Source organism: Actinophytocola sediminis, from assembly GCF_054779715.1.
Map to the genome: position 1 here is coordinate 37,626 of NZ_BAAGXS010000029.1, position 20,728 is coordinate 58,353.

Below are 20,728 nucleotides of genomic sequence, written 5' to 3' on the forward strand. Positions count from 1 at the left end.
AGGGCGGTTACCTGCCGAGGACCTGGCGCACGCGAGCCTGCTCGGCGACCAGGAAGTCCAGCAACGACGGCCAGGTCTGCGCGATCGCCTCCGCGCCCTCGACGTACCGGTGCACCGGCCCGGACGGCTGCCCTGGCTCCATCCAGTACAGGACGTAGCCCTGGTGGGTGCCCAGCGTCAACGACCCCGGCGCGACCAGCCGCTCGATCCCGTTCTCGTCGACGATCTCCTGGCCCCACTCACCGACGTTCAGGATCGCCGGATAGAAGAAGTCCGTGCCACGCAACAACTCCCCCGCCTCCCGGCCCATCACCGTGAGGAACTCCGCATACTGCGCCGGCAGTTCGGCGATCCCCCTGGCCTGACGGAACTCGCTCAGCTGCGCCGGCGTGCAGCCAAGGACCGACCCCTCGGTCGCCAGCCCCACCTCGACGAGCGCGTCCGCCAACGCGCGCATGCTCTCGATCAATACGTCACGGTCCTTCCCTGCGGGGTGGGGTGGTCGGGCCCGGCTCCACCGTAGTCGGTGTACTTGATCTCGATGTTCGGGTACATCTGTTTGAACTGGTCGATCACCCCCTGACAGTCGGGACAGGCCGGGCGCTCGGAATGGAAGTGGATCGTCCCGCTCGACTGCGGGGTCAGGCCAAGGTCGTTGATCAGCTCGTTGAGGATCTTGGGTTCCGAGTCGAGCGGACTGTTCGTGGTGAACGGCGAGTTCGACGGCGACGGCGCGGCGTTCGGATACTGGTGCCCGCCGCTGGGCGCCATGTTGCTCCTGCCCGTGTTGGTGCCGATCTCGTAGTCCGCGAACGCGATGTTCCGCTTCATGCCGACGCGCTGCTGGGTCCGATAGTCCCGGATGTCCTGCAGATGACACGGCGCCAGACCGAGCGGATCGATGCTGCGCCGAGGATCCGACACGTAGCCGTACGGGTTCTCCCCCGCGGCCGCGCCGACCGGGTCGGGGCTGTAGTACTGGCCGGCCACCGGGTCGTAGTACCGCTGCAGGTTGTAGTGCAGCCCGGTCTCGGGATCGTAGTACTGGCCGGGGAACCGCAGCGGCGTGCTGACCGGGCCCGGCGGGGACAGCACCTGGCCCCACAGCGTCGCCGAGCGCCGCCACGCGAGCGCCCCGTGCTGGTCGAACAGCTCGCTTGGCGCACCGACCAGGTCGGTCACGATCGCGTAGAACGCGGCGTCGATCCACTCCTGGTCGGCGCCCCGCACCCGCTCGATCTGGGCCAGCGGGCGGGCGGTGACCGGGTCCCAGTCCCAGCCGGTTGCCCGGCCGTCCGACTCGACCTGCTCCACCAGCAGCGCGCCGTCCCAACAGAAGCGCACCTCGTGGGCGACCGTGCCGTCCTCGGCCAGCCGCTGCTTGCCGACCCGCCGGCCGAACGCGTCGTACCGGTAGCGGTAACGGGTGCCGTCCGGGGTGGTCACCCCGGCCATCCGGTCGCTGGTGGTCCAGGTGAACCGCCACGTCGCCGGCTTGGCCGACAGCCGCTTCCGTTGCCGGAGCACGACTCTGCCCTGCTGGTCGCGCACGAACCGGACCCCGCCGGCCGTGGTGACCGCGTTGCCGGCGTACTCCCTCGGCCCGTGCAGGTCGCTGTCCTGGCCCGGCCAGCGCGCTGCCGACACGGCGCCGGCCTCGTTGTAGGCGTAGTCCTCCTGCCACTGGGGACCACGCACCGCGGTGACCCGGCCGAACAGGTCCAGGTCGAAGCTCCTCGGCCCGGCCAGCTGGTCCTCGACGGCCAGCAGCCGCCCGTCCGCGCGGTACCGGTAGCCGCGGTGCTGGGCGATCTCCTGGCGCTGACCGCCGCCTCGGGTGACCGACTGGCTGGTCAGCCGGTGCACCGGGTCCCAGGACTGGGTCACCGTGGTCTGGCCGAACGTCCGCCGCAGCTCCCGGCCAGCCTGGTCGAGCCCGAGCGTCATGGTCTGGCCGGCGGTGCGCAGTTCGACGGCGCGGTCGTTGCCGTCGAAGCGCCAGGTGTTCTCCCTGCCCGACGGGGTGCGCACGCCGGTCCGCCTGCCGAGCGGGTCGTAGCTGGACCGCACGGTCAGGCCGTCGATGCTCTCCGCCAGCACCCGGCCGAGCGCGTCGCGTTCGAACCGGACGTCGGCGTCGGCGTTGCGCGCCCGGCTCACCCGGCCCATGACGTCGTAGGCGAACTCCGCGACCTCGCCGTCGGCGTCCACCCGGCGGATGTTGCCCAGCTGGTCGTACTCGTAGCGGGTCACCTGGCCGGCCGCGGTGATCCGCTCGACCAGCTGACCCGCGGCGTCGTACCGGAACCGCAGCTTGCGGCCGTCGGGGTCGGTCTCGGTGATCCGGTTGCCGGCGGCGTCGTAGGCGTAGTGCCAGACCCGGTCCGGCGCGTCCACGAGCCGCACGACCCGCAGGTTGGCGTCGTAGGTGAACCGGCTGCGGGTGCCGTCGGGCCGGGTCTCGCCGGCCGCCAGGTCGAAGTGCGTGACCTCGCGCTGGTGTACCTGACCGAGCGGGTCGACGTAGCTGGTCTGGTTGCCCTCGCCGTCATAGGTCCAGCGCTCGACCGAGCCGTCCGGCCGCTCCAGCGCCCACAGGTTTCCCTCGACGCTCCACCGGTACCTGGTCGTGCCGCCGACCGGGTCGGTGATCGTGGCGACCCGGCCGAACCGGTCCCAGGCCACCCGGGTGACCGCGCCGGTGGCGTCGGTGAGCACGGTCGGCAGCCCGACCGGGTTGCGCTCGATCCGGTACCGCGCGTCCAGGGCGTCGGTGATCGAGGCGCGGTAGCCGTGCGCGTCGTAGCCGTAGCGCTTGACCACCCCGGTCGGGTCGGTCATCGCGGTGATGTTGCCCCGCTCGTCGTACTCCCGCAGCCACACCCCGCCGTCGGCCTCGACGACCTCGGTGACCTGGTGCGCGTCGTTGTGCCGCGCCTGGATCTGGCTGCCGTCGGCCCGGGTGACGCCGCTGAGGTTGCCGGCGTCGTCGTAGCGGTAGCGCGTCGTGCGGCCGAGCGCGTCGGTCTCGGCGAGCAACTGGTCGCGGTGGTCCCATTCCCTGCGGACGACCCCGCCGAGCGGGTCGGTCTCCGCCACGATCTGCCGCAGCTCGTTGTACTGGTAGACCGAGGTGTTGCCGAGCGCGTCGACGAACCGGGTCTCGCCGAGGTCGGGGTGGTAGCTGAAGGTGCCGTTCAGGTATCCGCCGTCGCCCTGGTTCGCCACGCAGCGGCCGTGGTCGTCGTAGAGATAGCGGTACCAGCGGCCGTTGCGGTCGGTCCACTGGGAAAGCCGGCCGGCGTGGTCGTAGGTGAACCGAAGTGCGAGCTGGGAGGAGTTGACGACCTCGGTCAGGTTGCCCGCCCGGTCGTAGCCGTACCGGACCAGCAGGACGTCGTCCTCCTGGTCGCCGGTCAGCCAGAGCGCGGCGACCCGGCCGTCGGCGGAGTCGACGCGCACGTGGTACCCGCCGGAGTGCCGGATGTCGGTCACCACCCCGTCGGCGGTGCGGGTGAACCGGACGTGGTCGCCGTTGCGGTCCACGATCTCGGTCAACGGCGCGGTGTCGCCGACGGTGGTGAACCGCAGGTCGACCAGCTCGGCGCCGCGGGAGACGCGGAACCCGTCCTCGGTGGCCCGCAACGGCCATTGTGGACCGAACCTCGGCAGTACGACGTCGTTGCCTGGATGGGGATAGACCAGGATCATGCCGTCGTCGGCGACGTAGACCACGCCGTCGTCGTCCACCGAGAGTCGTTGGTCCATTGTGGACGCCCAGGACGGGCCGAAGCCGCGGCCGGCGCGGTAGGAGGACACGTGCACCCGGCGCAGCACGACCGGCAGCGCGCCGGCCAACTCGACATCGGTCTGCGCGAGCACCACCTCGCCGGACACGACATCGACCGGGTCGTTGCAGGTCCGCCGCAGGTCGTCCGGGGCCCTGGTCGAGCCGGGGTCGCCCGGCCGGTCCGGCGAGCTGCCCGCCGAACTCGGCGAGGTCGAGTCCGGCGACGTGCCGTCCGGTCGGGTCGTGCCGGACGGGGTCGTCGATGTGTCCGGTGTGGACGGTGTGGCGGACGGCGTGGTCGACGATGGTGTGGTCGACGATGGTGTGGTCGAGGACGGTGTAGTTGAGGACGGCGTGGTTGATGGTGTCGACGACGGGGTGGTGGTCGAGTTCGGGGTGGTGGTGCCGCTTGGCGCGTCCGCGTCGCCCCTGCGCATCAGCTTGGCCAGCTTGGCGATGATCTCGTCGAGCTTGGAGATCACGTTCCGGATGCGGGGCGCGACGTTGCTGATCGTCTTCACCAGCTTGCGCACCACCTCGGTGACCCGGCTGACCACCGACGAGATCGCGGCCGTGGCCTGCGCGACCACCGCCGGGGTGGCCAGGCCGAGCGTCGCGGCGAGCTCCAGCGCCCAGGCGATCAACCGGCCGACCAGCTCGCCGACCATGTCCCGGATGAACTCGCGGACGAACGCCACGACCTCACCCATGATCATCACGCCGACCGAGATGCCCTCGGCCAGCGTGCCCGCGCCCTGCAACGCGTCGGCGGCCTCCGTGGAGTGTCCCCGGTAGGTGTCGGCGGCCTGCCCGGTCCACCCGGCCGTGCCGGCGTTGGCCTCGGTGAGGAACTCCTGCGCGACCGCGGTCACCTCGGCCGCGACGTTGCCCCACGTCTGGGAGAACGACTGGATGACCGGCGGGTCGCCGGCGAACCAGTCAAGGGCCTCCTTCAACGGCTGGACGTGTTCGATCAGCCAGGACACCCCGTAGGAGGCGAGCGTGCCGAGTGGGTCGATCACCATCGACAGCACCTCGAGGCCGACCCCGGCGGCCGACAGCCCGGCCTCGACCCAGTCGCCGTTGCTGATCCCGCTGGCCAGTCCCTGCGCCGACTCCGCGATCCCGATCCCGGTCACCGCGGTCGTCGTCTCCTCCGGCGCCGCGACCAGCTCGTTCCCCTCCGGCATGGAGCACCCCCATCAGTGTGGAGCTACAGGTCGCCCTCGATCCCCTGGTGTCTGGCGGCCTCCGCGTCCTCTGTTCCCTCGTAGTCGCGCACGGTGTCGCGGACCTTGCTCGCGGTGTCGGCCAACGCCGCCGCACCGTCACGCAGGGCCTGCACGCCGAGCTCCTCGAACGGCTGGAGCATGAGCGCGAATGGTTGGCACACCACGCCATAGGCACTGTTGTCCATGGTCACCGTGTTGGCGGCGTCGACCGCCGTGCGCAGCCGGTCGGTCAACCCGTCGACCTTGCCGGCGTGCGCGGACAACTCGTCGCCGAGTACCTGGAAGCCGTCCACTCCTCGACCTCACTTTCGCTGCCGTTCACCGACTTCGATGCCCGCGAACGGCATTCAGTTCCTCGCCGGACGCGTTTCCGGTCAGTGCTCTGGACGTCCCGGGGGCAGGATGCTCTCCTGATGGTCCAACTCCCGTTCCAGGATGCGCAAGTCCGCGTCCGGGAGCTGTCCGGAGTCGCGCCAGGCGAGCAGTTCCTCGCGTTCGGCGGCGAGCATCTCCCGGCGGGCCATCAGGGCGCGGTGGTACTGGGTGTCCACCGGGAGCGCGTCGTCCTCGACCGAGGACAGTTCGGTGACGCGGTCGGTGTAGCGCTCCAGGCGCAGTTCCGCGGTCTGGCGCAACGGCCGCACGGCCGGCTCGAGCCCGGGGTCCTCCTCCACCAGTTCGTCCAGTCGTTGCAGGGCGGCGCCGGTGGCCGCCGCCCGCGCCTGGTTGCGGGTCAGCGCGCGGGCGACGTCGGTGCCGGGGATCCGCAGGCGGCGCAGCAGCGGCGCGAACGTCAGGCCCTGACCGATCAACGTCACCAGCACCACCAGGTAGGCACAGAACAGCAACAGGTCCCGGTTGGGCACGTCGACGGGCACGATGTACGCGGCGGCCAGGGTGATCACGCCGCGGGTGCCGGCCCAGCTCAGCGCGAGCAGCTCCCGGCCGGACAGCGGCGGGTTGCCCGGCCTGGGGTCGCCGCCGAGACGCGCGTGCATCCTGGTCGGCAGGTGCGCGCTGGCCAGCAACCACAACGGGCGCACCAGCAACACGATGCCCACCGTGACCACGGCGGCGACCACCACGGTGCCGGTGTCGTACACGGCGAGATCGCGCAGCAGACCGGGGAGCTGCTGTCCGATGAGGACGAAGACGTAGCCCTCCAACAGGAACTCCACGAACCGCCAGACCGCCCGCTTCTGCAGCCGGGCGCCGCTGGACTGCAGGTAGGGGTTGCGGTGGCTGAGCCACAACCCGGCGACCACGACCGCGAGCACCCCGGACACGTGCAGTTCCTCGGCGAGCAGGAACGTGGCGAACGGGGTGGCCAGGGACAGCGCGTTGTCGATGAGCGCGTCGGTGACCCACCGGCGCAGCCAGCCCATGAACAGCGCCACCACCATGCCGACGACCAACCCGCCCGCGGCGACGAGGAAGAACTGGCCGACCGCGCCCGCCGGCGAGAACGAGCCGCTCACCGCGGCGGCCACCGCGACCTTGAGGATGGTCAGCGCGGTCGCGTCGTTGAGCAGCCCCTCGCCCTCCACGATGGTGATCAGCCGGGGTGACAGGCCCGCGCGGCGGCCGATGGCCAGCGCGGCGACCGGGTCCGGCGGCGCGACGGCCGCGCCGATGGCGACCGCGACGCTCAGCGGCACGGCCGCCGCCGCGCTGAGCCCGAAGCCGACCGCGAGCGAGGTCACGATGACCAGGAACACCGACAGCCCGATGACCACGCGAGCGTTGCGCCGCAACCCCATCAGGCTCGACTGCAACGCGGCGGCGTACAGCAGCGGCGGAATGATCAGGTACAGCACGACTTCCGGGTCGAGTTCCAGGTTCGCTCCCGGCAGCGGCAGGTAGCCGTAGCCGATCCCGGCCACCACCAGCAACACCGGTGCGGGCAGCCCGGTCCGGTCGGCCACCGCGTGGGCCACCATCACCACGGCCAGTCCACCGAGTACCAATGCCAAGGTCGCGATCATGCCCGGCATTCTCGCGTACCACCGAGCGCGGTGACCGGCGTGGTCGCACCCGTCCGGCCGGCACCGCCGATGCCGGCCGGACGGGTGGGTATCAGATCCCGAGACGGCAGCCGGACAGGATGATCTCCTGGCCGAGCAGCGTCACGATGCGGACCGCGTACTGGGCCAGCCGCCCGTCCGGAGTGGTCACCGTCTGGTTCACGTGTACCGCGGCCACCCCGATGATGTTGATCGTCGCCGGTGCGGTGCCGATCGGCCGGCCGTTGACGGTGCCGACGCGCGACGAGCCGGACAGCCCGTTCTCTGTTGCCACACAACGGGTTTCGATGTCGGCGATGCGGATCAGCCCACCGAGCAGGTTCGCACCGCTGATCTCGGCCGAGGCGTCGGTGTGCCCGTTGTCCTCGTCCAGCGTGCACTCCGCGTGCAACGCCTGCACGGTCGCCAGTCCGGGCACGGTGATGGTGGCGGTGGTCAGGTCGCTGTCGGGCGGGCACACCGCGTGCGGTGTCTTCGCCACGTTGATCAGCCCGCTGGCGCTGATCGCCCAGGCCTCCGCCCGGACGTGGGACACGATCCGGACCACCGCGGTCGCCGAGTCGCCGTCGTCGTCGGTGATGGTGACCAGCGCCAGGTGTGCGCCGACGCCGGTGTAGGTGTGCGCCGCGGCGCAGGAGCCGGCGCCCGCGCCCTGGGTGACGGTGCCGGCCACGACCGGGGTCCCGTCGTCGAAGTCGACCGTGCAGGTGTGCGTGTCGTTGGTCGCGATGTCGGTGAACGGCGCGGTGACCGACACCGGGGTACCACGCACCACCAGGGTGCCGTCGGCGGGTGCGGAGATGCTCACCTGTGGGGCGACGTTGGTCAGGGTGAGCTGGGTGGTCGCCACGACCTCGGCGTGCAGGCCGTCGTCGGCACTCAGGCGCAGCGTCCACTGGCCGTCGTCGGTGCAGGTCACCGTCGTGGACAGGGTCGAGGCGTCGGCGAACGAGCAGCTCGCGCCGGCGTCCACGCCCGCGTTCGGGGTGGCGCTCCACTGGGTGGTCAGGCCGGGGCCGTCCGGGTCGGTGACCAGGCCGGCGAGCGGCACGGGTGTGCCCTCCTGACCGGCGTACGGTCCGCTCGGATCGACCGAGGGTGGATCGTTGATGATCACGTGCACGCAGTCGATGACCAGGCCGGCGCCGCCGTGGTCGGTGCCGTTGGCGGTCACGCAGATCTCGTGGCGGCCGGAGGTGAGGGTGCCGGTGGTGTAGGAGTAGGTCACCGCCGCCGGACCGGTCTGTGGCGGTACCGGGCTGACGTCGGTCACCGGCTCGGCGCTCCCGCCGTCGACCGACGCGGTGAGGCCGGTCAGCGTCGACTCCAACAGCTGGGGCAACACGTCGGGCAGGTTCGCCGGGTCGGGGACGGGGGTGCAGTCGCCGCCGGTGCGGTCGGCGATCACCTGCAGGCTGGTGTTGTAGTCGGCCCCCTGGCAGGCCGAGCCGCTGCCGACGGCGAAGGTGTGGATGTCCACGTTGGCCGGCACCGCGTCCAACGCCGGGTTCACGTCACCGCCGGAGAACCCGTCGGACAGGAAGACCACGATCTTGCGGGACTCGGTCTGCGCGGCGGTCACCGTCGTGGTGTCGACCACCGCGTCCGGGAAGAACGTCCCGGTCGGCACGCTCTTCGCGGTGAACAGGCCGGCCTGCCCCTGGCTCAGCGAGCCGAGGACCTCCTCGACGTCCCGGGCGCTGTTGGTGTTCTGGTCGGTGGCCGGGCCGGTCAGCGCCTGGTCCCCCGCGGCGGGCTGGAGGTCGGCGATCGCCGCGGTCGAGCCGAAGATGACCGTGCCGACCGTGCCGATCACCGAGGTGGGCTCGGCGGCGCGCTCGTTCAACGCGACCGAGGCCTCGATCTCGCACTGCAGGATGGTGCGTCCGGTGCCGTCGCAGCTGGCCGCGGTGCTCCCGGAGACATCGACCACATAGGTCAGCGCGGTGTCCTTCACCACCGTCGCCGAGCCGACCGATGCCGTGCCGGTCACCGTCACCGGGCCCTGCGGGAACACCGTGTCCTGCGCCGGGCTGTCGATGGTGACCGAAATCGCGGTGCCGCCGGGCAGTTGGCCGTCGACGGCCAACGCGGTACCGGCGAACACCGCCAGCACGACAGTGGCTGTCAATCCGGATCCGACGAGCGTTCTTCGTCTCATCCCGTCACTTCCCTAAATTGTGGGTTATGCCTCCCCGGTGGTGTGTCGGAAAATCGAACAAAGGGTTACCGCGACAATTACGAACGTAATAACCCGCGCGCGGGACAAAGAAATAGCGGAAATTGTCAGTGCGGTACCGGATGGCGCCGTTCCAGCGCCGCCCCTTCCACGTCGACATTGGGCAGTACGCGGTCCAGCCACTTCGGCAGCCACCACGCCCCGCGGCCGATCAGGTGCATCAGCGCCGGCATGAGCAGCATCCGCACGACGAACGCGTCGAGCAGCACGCCAACGCTGAGTCCGAACCCGACCGAGCGAATGATGTTCGAGTCGGAGAACACGAACCCGCCGAACACCGAGATCATGATCAGCGCGGCCGCGGTGACCACCGACCGGCCGGCGCGGAAACCCTGGGCGACGGCGAGCCGGGCCGTCGACCCGTGCACGAACGCCTCCCGCATCCCAGTCGCCAGGAACAACTGGTAGTCCATCGCGAGACCGAACAGGATGCCGACCAGAATGACGGGGAGGAAACTCAGAATCGGCCCGGTCGTGGAGACGCCGAACACCGAGCCAAGCCATCCCCACTGGAACACCGCGACGGTCGCGCCGTAGGTCGCCAGCAGCGACAGCACGAACCCGCCGGTCGCGACCAGCGGCACCAGGATCGACCGGAACACCACGATCATGATCAGCAGCGACAGGCCGACGACGACCGCGAGATAGGTCGGCAGCACGTCGGCGAGGTTCTCCGAGATGTCGATGTTGATCGCCGCCTGGCCGGCCACCCCGAGGTCGGTGCCCGCCAGCGACGTGCCGTCCAGCACGCCCGGGGCCCGCAGGTCGCGCACGAGCTGTTCGGTGGACGAGGAGTTGGGCCCGTCGGTCGGCTTCACCTGCAACGCGGTGAGCCGCCCGTCCTCGGAGACCGCGATCGGGGCCACGGCGTCGACGTCGCCGACGTCGGTGATCGCGCGCGCGATCTCCAGCTGCGCCATCGCGGTGGTGCCCTCGTCCAGCCCGGCCGGCAGGTCGGCGGTCACCAGCAGGGTGGCGTTGGAGCCCGCGCCGAACGCCTCCGAGGTGAGCTCGTAGGCCCGGTAGGTGCTGGAGTCGACCGGCTCGGAGGACCCGTCCGGCAGACCGAGGCGCATCGACAGCGCCGGCATGGCGATCACCAGCAGCGCGGCCACGCCGACCACGATGGTGACCACCGCGCGCAGCATGCTCATCGGCGCCACCTCGCCGCCGCTGACCGGTTTGGCCGACAGCCGCGCCCGAGCGCGGGCGCCGAGCACCCGCTCGCCGATGAGCCCGAGGATCGCCGGGGTCAGCGTCACGGCGATGATCACCGCGACCGCGACGCACACCGCGCCGACGGTGCCCATCACCCCGAGGAACGAGACGCCGGTGATGTTGAGCGCGAGCAGCGCGACGATCACCGTCGACCCGGCGAACAGGACCGCGTTGCCCGCGGTGCCGTTGGCCAGCGCGACCGACTCGTCCACGTCCATGCCGTGCGCGAGCTGTTTGCGGTGGCGGTTGACGATGAACAGCGAGTAGTCGATGCCGACGGCCAGGCCGAGCATCACGCCCAGCACCGGGGTGATGGAGGCCATCTGCACGATGTCGGAGAACCCGAGCGAGGCCAGCACGCCGATGCCGACGCCGACGATCGCGGTCACGATCGGCAGCGCCGCCGCGACCACCGTGCCGAGCATGACCAGCAGCACCACACACGCGATCACCAGCCCGACGGCCTCGCCGACGCCGAACACCTCGGGCACGCCCTGCGCGATGTCGGTGGAGTAGTCGACCGTGACGCCATCGACCTGGTTGCCGTCGAAGAAGTCGACGACCGCCTGCCTGGTCTCCTCGGACATCTCCAGCCGAGGCGTGGTGAACGCGACGTTGATCACCGCGACCGAGCCGTCCTCGGACACCAGGCCGATGCCGCCGGAGAGGTCGAGCAGCTCCTTGGCCATCTCCAGCTGCGCGCGCTGGGCCTCGAGCTCGGGGTTGGGCGTGCCGAGGGTGGCCGGCGCCTTGGCGAGCTGGGCCAGACCGCCCTCGACCTCGGCCGCCCGGCCGGCGCGCAGCTGCTCACTGGCGAACGGATCGACGACGTTCGCCACGTCGGGCAGCTCGTCCTTGGCCCGCGCGACGATCTCGGCGTAGGCCTGTTGCTGCGCGTCGGTGAACGCGGCGCCGTCGTCGGTGTGGATCACGACCAGGCCCGAGGCGCCGCTGTAGGCCGGCAGCTCTTGCGCGAGCTCGTCGATGACCTCGGAGGACGCGGTCCCGGGGATGTCGAAGTTGTTCGACAGGGTGCCGAACCCGAGCGCGAACCCGCCACCGGCGACCGCGAACACGACCACCCACGCGGCGACGACCCGCCACCCGCGCCGGGCAGCCGCCCTACCGATCCGATACAACCACTCCGCCACGCGTCACTCCCTAGATCTCCGTTGCACGGCACGATACGTTGTGTCTCGTATTTCGCCGCAGGGAGGATCCCAGACATGGCGGGACCGGGGCGGCGTGGCCCCAAACGCAGTGAGGAAGCCCGGGTCGCGATCCTGGCGGCGGCCGCCGCGCGCGTGCTGGCCGACGGCTACGACCACCTGACGATGGAGCACATCGCGGCCGACGCGCGGGTCGGCAAGCAGACGATCTACCGGTGGTGGCCCTCGCGCAGCGCGCTGGTCGCCGACTGTCTGGCCGAGGGACTGCTGCTGCCGGAGCTGTTCGTCCCCAAGGACTCCGGCGACCTGCGCGCCGACGTCACGCGGTGGCTGGACAACATCGTCGCCTTCCTGACCGCGCCCGGCAACGGGGGCCTGCTGCACTCGCTCGTGGTCGCCGCCGCCGACAACCAGGACGTGGCCACCCGGTTGAACGACCGGCTCGGCATGTGGGAGATGCTCGGCGAGCGGTTCACCGCCGCGATCGCCGCCGGCCAACTGCCACCCGGCACCCCGGTCATCGAACTGGGCGACGCGCTGATCGGCGCGATCGTCCTGCGCGGCCTACGCCACGGCGACCTCGACACCGGGTTCACCCACCGGCTCACCGACCTCCTACTGCCCCCGAGAGACTGACGGTCAATAGCCCTGAATGCCCCATTCGGGACGTTGAACGTCCCGAATGGGGCATTCAGGGCGTTACAGCCAGGCGGTCTGTGGGGGCAGGGGCATGCCGGAGCGGCTGGCGGTGGTGATCGTGTCGCGGAAGGCCTTCGCGGCCGGGGACAGCGGCCGGTGCGGCACCCGGACCAGGGCGATCCGCCGGTTCATCGGCGGGTCGCCGAGCGGGCGGTGTTCCACACCGGCGAAGCCGACCAGCGGGAGCACCAGGCCGGGCACCGCGGACACGCCGAGGCCGGCGGCGACCAGCCCCGCCACCGCGCTGATGTTGCGGGCCTCGACGGCGTTGCGCGGGTGGGTGCCCGACTCCAGGAACGCGCGGTCGAGGTGTTGACGGATGCTCGTGGTGCGGTCGAAGGCGATGAACGCCTCGCCTGCCAGGTCGGCCCAGGTGACCACCTGGCGCTGGGCGAACGGGTGGCCGGGCGGGAACACGCAACAGAACCGGTCGCGCGCCACCGGGGTCACGGCCAGGTCGTCGATCGGGTCGTCGGTCGCGGAGACCACGGTGACCGCGAAGTCGACCACCCCGGCCCGCACCCGCGCCAGCACCTCGCCCGCGAGCGCGTCCTCGATGGACAGTTCGACCGCCGGGTGGGCGCGCTGGTAGCCGGACACGATGGCGGGCAGCAGGATCGCCGCCAACGACGGCAGCGTCGCCACCCGCACTCGGCCGCGCTGCCCGTCGAGCAGGCCGGCGAAGTGCCGCAGGTTCGCCTCGAACGCGGCCACCGTCACCCGCGCCAGCGCCACGAACTCCCGGCCCTCGGCGGTCGGCTCCAGCCTGCGGGTGGTCCGCTCGAACAGCGCGACCCCCAGCCTGCGTTCGACCTCGAGCACCGTCCTGGACAGCGAGGACTGCGCCTGGAGCAACGACTCCGCCGCCGAGGTGACGCTGCCCGCGTCGTGCACCGCGATGACGACCCGCAGCTGCTGAACAGTCAGATCCATGCGCACAGCGCATCAATCTATCGAATACTGATGCTTGCCCGCGATAGGTGGCGGCCGGGAAGGTGAGCGCGACGCCGCAGGAGGTCAACGATGCTCGCCGCGAGTGGTTTCCTCACCATTGCCCTGTTCCTGGTCGCCGTGCTGTCCAGGCGGGTCTCCGTCCTCATCGCACTGACCGCCCTGCCGATCCTGGTCGCGCTGGTCGCCGGCTTCGGTGGTGACCTCGGCACCCTGATCGGCGACGGGCTGCTCACGGTGGCGCCGGTCGCGATCATGATCACCTTCGCGGTGCTGTACTTCAGCCTGATGGTCGACGCCGGCCTGTTCGACCCGGCGGTCGCCCGGGTGCTGCGCTGGGCCAAGGGCGACCCGCTCAGGATCACCGTCGGCACCGCGGTGCTGACGCTGCTGGTCGCGCTCGACGGCGACGGCGCGTCCACGTTCCTGATCACCGTGTCGGCCATGCTGCCGATCTACAAACGACTCGGCATGCGCAGGCTCGTGCTCGCCGGGGTGATCTGCCTTGGCGCGGGCGTGATGAACATGGTGCCCTGGGGCGGCCCGACCGCACGGGCGATGGCCGCGCTCAAGCTCGACAGCGCGGAGGTGTTCGTGCCGGCGATCCCCGCGATGGCCGCCGGCATCGTGTGGGTGCTGGTCGCCGCCTACCTGATCGGCCGCACCGAACGTAGGCGGCTGGGCGTGATCGAGCTGGACGAGGTCGTGCCGCCCACCGAGCCGAGGGCGGGGCTCGACCGGTTCCGGTTCTGGTTCAACGTGGTGCTGACCCTCGCGCTGATCGGCGTGCTGCTGGCCCAGCTGATGGCGCTCGAGGTCGTGTTCGTGATCGCGTTCGTCATCGCGGTGATCGTGAACCGTCCATCGTGGACCCAGCAGCAGGACCTGTTCGCCAAGCACGGAAACAACGTCGTGCTGGTCACCACGATGATCTTCGCGGCCGGGGTGTTCACCGGGATCCTCGGTGGCACCGGCATGATCGAGGCGATGGCCAGGTGGCTGGTGGACATCATCCCGGACGGCGCCGGTGGCGCGCTGCCGGTCATGGTGGCGGTCACGAGCATGCCGCTGTCGCTGGTGTTCACCCCGGACGCCTACTACTTCGGGGTGCTGCCGGTACTCGCGGAGACCTCGGCGGCCTTCGGCGGCAGCGCGGCCGAGGTCGGCACAGCCGCCATTCTCGGCCAGATGACCACCGGCTTCCCGCTCAGCCCGCTGACCGCGTCCACGTTCATCCTGGTGGGCATGAGCGGCGTCGATCTCGGCGCACACCAACGGTTCATCTTCAAGTGGGCGTTCGGCACCACGCTGGTCATGACGGCCGTCGCGCTGGTCACCGGCGCCATCTCGTTCTAGGAGGAATCCGCTTGCGCAGCACCAGGATCGGCAGTGGGGCGGGGTTCTCCGGCGACCGGGTCGAACCGGCGGCGGACCTGCTGGCGCGGGGGTCGCTGGCCGACCTGGTGCTGGAGTGCCTCGGCGAACGCACCGTGGCCCAGGCACAGCAACGAAAGCTCGCCGACCCGGCGCTGGGCTACGAGAGACGGCTGCCGGCCAGGTTCACCCGGCTGCTGCCACTGGCCATCGGCAACGGCGTCCGGGTGATCACCAACATGGGCGCGGCCAACCCGCTGGCCGCCGGGGAGGTCACCAGGACGCTGATGTCCGCGCTCGGTCTGCGCGGCACGGTCGCCGTGGTCACCGGCGACGACGTGCTCGCCGACCTCGACCTGGACGCGCCGGCCTGGGAGACCGGCCGTCCACTGCGGACACACGGGGAGATCGTGTCCGCCAACGCCTATCTCGGCGCGGACGCGCTGCTGCCGGCGCTGGCCGCGGACGTGGTGATCACCGGCCGGGTGGCCGACCCGTCGCTGTTCCTCGCACCGCTGGCCGACCGGCTCGGGTGGGACCTCGCCGACGTGCCGCGCGCCGCGGCCGGCACCCTGGTCGGGCACCTGCTGGAGTGTGCCGGCCAGCTCACCGGCGGCTACTTCGCCGACCCCGGCTACCAGGACGTGCCCGACCTCGCCGCGCTCGGCTTCCCGTTCGCCGACGTCACCGCCGACGGGGTCGCCCGGCTGGGCAAGCTGCCCGGCACCGGCGGCCTGCTGTCCAGGGCCACGGTCCGCGAGCAGCTGCTGTACGAGATCACCGACCCGGCCGCCTACCGCACCCCGGACGTGGTGCTGGACGTGCGCGGGGTGCGGGTGACCGACGACCTCACGGTGTCCGGCGCCGTCGGCGCGGTCCGGCCCGACGAGCTGAAGGTGAGCGTCGGCTACCGCGCCGGGTCCAAGGTGGAGGCCGAGATCTCCTATGTCGGCCCGAACGCCGCCCGGCGCGGCGCGCTGGCCGCGGACATCGTCGGCACCAGGCTGGCCGGACTGCCGCTGCGCGCCGAGGTGCTGGGCGGGGAGACCGACTGCCGGCTGCGGGTGGCCGCGATCAGCCACGATCCCGCGCTGCTCGACCGCGTCGGCGACGAGGTGGAGTCGTTGTACACCAACGGTCCCGCCGGCGGCGGCGGGGTACGCGTGCACGTCACCGAGGTGCTCGGCATCGCCTCGACGCTCATCCCCCGCGCCGCCGTCCGGCCGGCCGTGACCCTGTTGGAGGTCACCGATGCTGCTTCATGAGCTGGCCCACTGCCGCGCGGGCGACAAGGGCAACGTCGCGACGCTGTCGGTGTTTCCCCGCGATGACGCCGACTATCCGCTGCTGGTGCGGACACTGACCGCCGACCGGGTGCGCGCGCACCTCGCGGAGTTCGTCGAGGGCGAGGTCACCCGGCACGAGCTGCCCGGCCTGTGCGCGCTGCACTTCGTGTGCCACCAGGTGATCGACGGTGGCGTCACCACCTCACTGGCCCTGGACACCCACGGCAAGTCCCTGAGTTCCCGGTTGCTCACCCTGGAAGTCTGATGAGGCAGGTAGCGGCCCCCGAACCGCAGCGAAGGGTCCCTTCACCGCGCCCAGTGCAGCGAAGGGACCCTTCGCTGCGGTGAGGTCGGCGGGCAGCCGGCGACCCGGGGCGGGCGACGCTACCGGCCGGCGGCGGTGAACAGCGGTGGCAGCACGCGCAGCATGAGCGTGGACCACACCAGGTGGGTGACCATCGGCGCCCCGACGCCGCCGGTGGCCCGGCGCTGCAGTCCGAACACGACACCCATCACCGCGGCCGCGGCCACCAGCGCGGGGTTCCTGGTGGCGGCGGTGACCAGCACGTACGTGCCGGTCGAGGCGACCACCGGCATCCGGTCGCCGACCGCGACATAGACGGCCTGCCGGAAGAACAGCTCCTCGGCAACACCGTTGACCAGTGTCGTCGCCAGCACCGCGCGGTCGCCGCCCCGGTTGGCATAGGCCAGCACGGAGGTCAGCATCCGACGCAGCGGCGGCAGGTGGCGGCCCACCATGGCCACGCCGTAGAACGGCAGGAACGCCAGCACGCCGAGCGCGGCCGGTGCCAGCACCCCGCGGCCGGGGCGTCCCCACTGGACCGGACCGGCCAGCAGGCCGCCGCCCGCCCAGGTGGCCGCGGTCGCCGCGGTCAGCACGTAGAAGCGGGGCGACCCCGGTGGGCTGGCCAGCGACGCGCCGAGCAGACCGGTGCCGGTCACCGCGGCGGCCGCGACCGCGCGGCGGCGTAACCTCCTCATCGGGTGCTGGTCTCCTTCGCCCGTTCGGCCAGCGCGGCGATCACGGCGTCGTCGAAGGTCAGCGGGTCGTGCGGGACCACGTCGTCGATGCCGTGGTCGTTGACCACCACCTCGGTGCTCATCGAGTCGATCAGCGCTCGGCTGGTGTGCGCGTCCACGTTGGCGAACAGCGCGATCCACCGCGCGGACAGCCAGGTCACCGGTTCCACCATCGGCACCATCGCGGGCAGGATCGGCATGTACCGGCCCTCGATCACCGCCAGCCTGCGCATCATCTCCAGGTAGGAGAACACGTCCGGGCCGCCGATCTCGAACACCCGGCCGGCCGCCGCCGGCAGGTCGAGCACGCGCACCAGGTAGTGGATGACGTCGGCGACCGCGACCGGCTGGCACCTGGTGTTGGTCCAGCGCGGCACCACCATCGCCGGCAGGCGTTCCACCAGCTTGCGGGTCATCTCCCAGGAGATGCCGCCGTGGCCGACGATGATGCCGGCGCGCAGCGTGGTGACCGGCACCCCGGTCGCCCCGAGCAGGGACTCCACCTCACGGCGACTGCCGAGGTGCTCGGACAGGCGCTCGTCGTCGGCGCCCAGGCCGCTCAGGTACACGATCCGGCGCAGGCCGGCCACGTTCGCGGCGTGCGCGAACGCGGTCGCCGCCCGCGCGTCCCGCTCGGCGAACTGCCGTTCGGCCAGCGAGTGCACCAGGTAGTAGGCCGCGTCGCAGTCCTGGGTGGCCAGCGCGAGCGAGTCGGCGTCGTGCACGTCGCCGTACACCGGGCTCCCCGCGCCGTCGTACTCCTCGACCCGGCGGGTCATCGCCCGCACCTCGTGCCCCTCGTCCACCAGCGCGGCGGCGAGCCGCCGACCGACGAACCCGGACGCTCCGGTGACCAGTACTCGCATGACCGTCAAGTCTCACCGAACCCGCGCGGTTCCGCTCGCTCAGCCGGTCCGTCACCCAGACGGTGGGTGGCGGCCGGGGCCGCCACCCACCCACCGGCTACGGCGTCCAGGCCGCGGCCACGCTCCAGCTGACATCCACGTCGTAGGACGACGGGTTGTCATAGATGTGCGCACCGCCGCTGGAGGCCACCCAGACCTCCTCCGCGTAGTGGCGCATGTTGGTGCCCAACTCGTTGATCGACGTCAGCCGCACCGAACCCGCGCTCGACCCCGGCTGCGCGCAGAACGTCGCGTCCTTGCGGTAGACGTCGCTGTTCTCGGTGCCCGCCAACCGCACCCGGAACGACTGGTGGCGCAGATAGCTGCCGGGGAAGTTGCGCGCCTCGAACGAGTAGCACGACGGGTCGGCCAGACCCCGCCGCACCACGAAGGTGGCGTCCGACTTCAGTACCGCCGAGCTCGCCGAGGTCACCACGTCGGTGCGCGCCAGGCTGTCCTGGTGGCGCAGGTAGCGGTCGGTGAACCCCGGTGTGGTCACCCGCAGCGACCTGGTCTGGTCCAGCGGCAGGTCGGCGGCACTGCGCCACAACGGGATCACCGCGGCCCAGGTCGTGTCGGCCGCGAAACCGGCCGCGGTGTCCCACGGGTTCGACCCGCCCTCCCGTGCCAGGTAAACCAGCTCGTTGTGGTGCCGGATGAACGCGCCGGGGTTGTTGAACGACTCCAGCGCGGTCGCCCCGTGGCCCTGCCTGGCGCAGAACGTGGCGTCGCCGTTGAACGTCGCCGACCCGTCGGAGGCGTCGAGGCGGATCCGCGAGCTGGCGTGCCGCAGGTAGCGGCCGGGCGCGTTGCGGGCCTCGAAGGACACACAGGACGCGTTGGCCAGGCCGGGGCGCACCAGGAACGTGGCGTCCTTCTTCAGCAGATCGGTGCCACTGTCCACATCGGTCCGGCCGAGACTGTCCTGGTGGCGCAGATAGCGGTTGGTGTACCCGGGGGTGGTGACCCGCAGCGACACCGCCTCACCGCGCCCCACCTCGGTGCCCGCCGCCTGCGCGAGCACCCGCCGGTTGACCTCCAGCACCCGCGCCGCGGTCATCTTCAGCACCCGCCGGTCGTAGGTGTAGAACCCGTTGACCTCGTTCTCCAGGTCGTAGGGCTCGGTGTAGACCGAGCCGGACAGTCCCCTGGTCTGGACGAACCGGCCGACCTCGCGGGTGATCTCGACATACCGGTTGGTCAGCGAGGTCTCGTCGGGATACAGGTCGCCGTAGGCGAATCCGGCACCCGGCTCCCACTCGTGGCCGACCACGCGCCTGCCGAGCCCGCCGTACTCACCGAGCACCGCCACCCGGGTGGCCGTCGGCGGTCGGGTGCCAGAGGACATCTGGTAGCCGTGGTCGTCGATGATGTCCCCATTGGACGGTTCGGGGTCCGACACACAGCAGTTCGAGCCGGAGTTGTGGTTGATCAGCCTGCTCGAGTCGATCGAGCGCACCAGGTCGACGATCCGCCCGTTGTCGTACTCGCCCCAGCCCTCGTTGAACGGCACCCACTGCACGATCGAGGTGATGCCGATCAGGTTCTCCACCATCCGGCGTAGCTCGGACTCGTAGTTCGCGTGCGCCCGCGCCGGCACGTCGTCGACCGCGTCCAGTGCCGGCATGTCCTGCCAGACAAGCAGTCCGAGCCGGTCGGCGTGATAGAACCAGCGGGCGGGCTCGACCTTGATGTGCTTGCGCACCATGTTGAACCCGAGCGCCTTCTGCCGTTCGAGGTCGAAGCGCAGCGCCTCGTCGGTCGGCGCGGTGTAGATCCCGTCCGGCCAGTAGCCCTGGTCCAGGGTGCCGAGTTGGTAGACGAACTTGCCGTTCAGCAGCGGGCGCATGACCCCGCCGACGACCGCCTTGCCAAGGGAGCGCATGCCGAAGTAGCCGGTGACCACATCGGACCCCATGGTCACCCGCAGGTCGTAGAGGAACGGGTCGTCCGGCGACCACAGTCGCGCGTTGGGTACCGGGATCCGCAGGTGCGTGCCGACGGTCCCGGTGGCCGAGCCGATCACCGTCGTGCCGGTGCGCACCTCGGCGGTCACCTGCTGGCCCGCGGTGCCGCGCACGACCAGGTCGAGCACCCCCGCCGGCACGTCGGGCACGGTGTCCAGGCGGGTGATGTGGTTGGCCTGCACAGGTTCCAGCCACACCGTCTGCCAGATCCCGGACGCCGCCGTGTACCAGATCCCGCTCGGGTCGCGGCGCTGTTTGCCGATCGGGAACGTGCTGCCGTCGATCGGCGAGTACGCGCCGACGATGATCTCGTTGGCGCCGGCGCGCAGCGCGTCGGTGATGTCGAAGGAGAACGGGTCGAAGCCACCGGTGTGCGTGCCGACCCTGGTGCCGTTCACCCAGACCCTGGTCTCCCAGGTGACCGCGCCGAAGTTGAGCTTGACCCGCCGACCGTCCCAGGTGGACGGCACGGTGAACGTGCGGCGGTAGTACATGTTGTCCTCGTGGCGCTGGATCCCCGACAGCGCCGACTCGATCGGGTAGGGCACCAGCACGCCTTCGGGCAACGTCTGGCCGATCGGCGGCGAGTCCAGGTTGGGCGCGCCGGCGAACTCCCAGACGCCGTTGAGGTTGAGCCAGTCCGCGCGGACCAGCTGCGGGCGCGGGTACTCCGGCAGCGCGTTGGTCGGCGAGACCTGGTCGGTCCACGGGGTGCTCAGCGGTGGGGTCTTGGGTATCCACTCGGCCGCGTGCGCGGTCGGCGTGACCGCGACCGCGGCCGACGCCGCGATCAGCAGCGTCGTGATGCTGGCGAGGATCCGTCTCATGGGTGG

The 20,728-nt window shown here is 71.1% G+C and carries 14 protein-coding genes; 4 read left to right on the top strand and 10 right to left on the bottom strand.

What is annotated here, in order from left to right; all coding sequences use genetic code 11:
• Positions 1-7: 7 nt before the first annotated feature.
• The 6 genes from ACYVIP_RS19670 to ACYVIP_RS19695 form a co-directional block, all read right to left on the bottom strand.
• Complete coding sequence (locus tag ACYVIP_RS19670; RefSeq protein ID WP_460398318.1) at positions 8-469, bottom strand: SMI1/KNR4 family protein; 462 nt, start codon at positions 467-469, stop codon at positions 8-10.
• A complete protein-coding gene (locus tag ACYVIP_RS19675) occupies positions 466-4,980 on the bottom strand; it encodes a DUF6531 domain-containing protein (protein ID WP_460398320.1) in 4,515 nt (1,504 codons plus the stop codon). Before ACYVIP_RS19675 ends, ACYVIP_RS19670 begins: the two co-directional genes overlap by 4 nt.
• Before the next feature lie 23 nt (positions 4,981-5,003).
• The gene (locus ACYVIP_RS19680; RefSeq protein ID WP_460398322.1) at positions 5,004-5,315 is read right to left on the bottom strand and encodes a type VII secretion target; all 312 of its coding nucleotides are present in this window, start codon (positions 5,313-5,315) and stop codon (positions 5,004-5,006) included.
• Positions 5,316-5,396: 81 nt separating this feature from the next.
• Positions 5,397-7,007, bottom strand: a complete 1,611-nt coding sequence (locus tag ACYVIP_RS19685) for a Na+/H+ antiporter (RefSeq protein ID WP_460398324.1) — start codon at positions 7,005-7,007, stop codon at positions 5,397-5,399.
• 91 nt (positions 7,008-7,098) lie between these two features.
• A complete protein-coding gene (locus ACYVIP_RS19690; protein WP_460398326.1) occupies positions 7,099-9,177 on the bottom strand; it encodes a choice-of-anchor P family protein in 2,079 nt (692 codons plus the stop codon).
• Positions 9,178-9,332: 155 nt separating this feature from the next.
• The gene (locus tag ACYVIP_RS19695) at positions 9,333-11,654 is read right to left on the bottom strand and encodes an MMPL family transporter (RefSeq protein WP_460398328.1); all 2,322 of its coding nucleotides are present in this window, start codon (positions 11,652-11,654) and stop codon (positions 9,333-9,335) included.
• A 75-nt stretch (positions 11,655-11,729) separates the two neighbouring features.
• Here ACYVIP_RS19695 and ACYVIP_RS19700 point away from each other — a divergent pair, with 75 nt between their 5' ends.
• Positions 11,730-12,308, top strand: a complete 579-nt coding sequence (locus ACYVIP_RS19700) for a TetR/AcrR family transcriptional regulator (protein WP_460398330.1) — start codon at positions 11,730-11,732, stop codon at positions 12,306-12,308.
• A 63-nt stretch (positions 12,309-12,371) separates the two neighbouring features.
• On the opposite strand, the gene ACYVIP_RS19705 is transcribed toward ACYVIP_RS19700, so the two are convergent.
• A complete protein-coding gene (locus ACYVIP_RS19705; protein ID WP_460398332.1) occupies positions 12,372-13,304 on the bottom strand; it encodes a LysR family transcriptional regulator in 933 nt (310 codons plus the stop codon).
• A gap of 90 nt (positions 13,305-13,394) precedes the next feature.
• Here ACYVIP_RS19705 and ACYVIP_RS19710 point away from each other — a divergent pair, with 90 nt between their 5' ends.
• Genes ACYVIP_RS19710 through ACYVIP_RS19720 form a run of 3 tightly spaced genes read left to right on the top strand, consistent with a single transcriptional unit; the run spans position 13,395 to position 16,247 of the window.
• Positions 13,395-14,678: a CitMHS family transporter gene (locus ACYVIP_RS19710; RefSeq protein WP_460398334.1), complete on the top strand. Its 1,284-nt coding sequence runs from the start codon at positions 13,395-13,397 to the stop codon at positions 14,676-14,678.
• Between the two features lie 11 nt (positions 14,679-14,689).
• Complete coding sequence (locus ACYVIP_RS19715) at positions 14,690-15,961, top strand: acyclic terpene utilization AtuA family protein (RefSeq protein WP_460398336.1); 1,272 nt, start codon at positions 14,690-14,692, stop codon at positions 15,959-15,961.
• Positions 15,948-16,247 (top strand): AtuA-related protein, encoded by a 300-nt coding sequence (locus ACYVIP_RS19720; RefSeq protein WP_460398338.1) that lies wholly within the window; start codon positions 15,948-15,950, stop codon positions 16,245-16,247. The genes ACYVIP_RS19715 and ACYVIP_RS19720 overlap by 14 nt, the downstream gene beginning before the upstream one ends.
• A 119-nt stretch (positions 16,248-16,366) precedes the next feature.
• On the opposite strand, the gene ACYVIP_RS19725 is transcribed toward ACYVIP_RS19720, so the two are convergent.
• From ACYVIP_RS19725 to ACYVIP_RS19735, 3 genes are all read right to left on the bottom strand, one after another.
• Positions 16,367-16,984 carry a CPBP family glutamic-type intramembrane protease gene (locus ACYVIP_RS19725; protein ID WP_460398340.1) on the bottom strand — a complete coding sequence of 206 codons (618 nt, stop codon included), beginning with the start codon at positions 16,982-16,984 and terminating at the stop codon, positions 16,367-16,369.
• On the bottom strand, positions 16,981-17,889 hold the full coding sequence (locus ACYVIP_RS19730; protein ID WP_460398342.1) for an NAD(P)H-binding protein: 909 nt from the start codon (positions 17,887-17,889) through the stop codon (positions 16,981-16,983). Before ACYVIP_RS19730 ends, ACYVIP_RS19725 begins: the two co-directional genes overlap by 4 nt.
• A 97-nt stretch (positions 17,890-17,986) precedes the next feature.
• Positions 17,987-20,722 carry an AbfB domain-containing protein gene (locus ACYVIP_RS19735; RefSeq protein ID WP_460398344.1) on the bottom strand — a complete coding sequence of 912 codons (2,736 nt, stop codon included), beginning with the start codon at positions 20,720-20,722 and terminating at the stop codon, positions 17,987-17,989.
• Positions 20,723-20,728 lie beyond the last annotated feature (6 nt).

Coding starts and splice junctions, on each gene's coding strand:
- ACYVIP_RS19700 (WP_460398330.1), top strand. CDS start 11,730: ATGGCGGGACCGGGGCGGCGTGGCCCCAAACGCAGTGAGGAAGCCCGG.
- ACYVIP_RS19735 (WP_460398344.1), bottom strand. CDS start 20,722: ATGAGACGGATCCTCGCCAGCATCACGACGCTGCTGATCGCGGCGTCG.
- ACYVIP_RS19725 (WP_460398340.1), bottom strand. CDS start 16,984: ATGAGGAGGTTACGCCGCCGCGCGGTCGCGGCCGCCGCGGTGACCGGC.
- ACYVIP_RS19720 (WP_460398338.1), top strand. CDS start 15,948: ATGCTGCTTCATGAGCTGGCCCACTGCCGCGCGGGCGACAAGGGCAAC.
- ACYVIP_RS19710 (WP_460398334.1), top strand. CDS start 13,395: ATGCTCGCCGCGAGTGGTTTCCTCACCATTGCCCTGTTCCTGGTCGCC.
- ACYVIP_RS19685 (WP_460398324.1), bottom strand. CDS start 7,007: ATGATCGCGACCTTGGCATTGGTACTCGGTGGACTGGCCGTGGTGATG.
- ACYVIP_RS19675 (WP_460398320.1), bottom strand. CDS start 4,980: ATGCCGGAGGGGAACGAGCTGGTCGCGGCGCCGGAGGAGACGACGACC.
- ACYVIP_RS19705 (WP_460398332.1), bottom strand. CDS start 13,304: ATGGATCTGACTGTTCAGCAGCTGCGGGTCGTCATCGCGGTGCACGAC.
- ACYVIP_RS19730 (WP_460398342.1), bottom strand. CDS start 17,889: ATGCGAGTACTGGTCACCGGAGCGTCCGGGTTCGTCGGTCGGCGGCTC.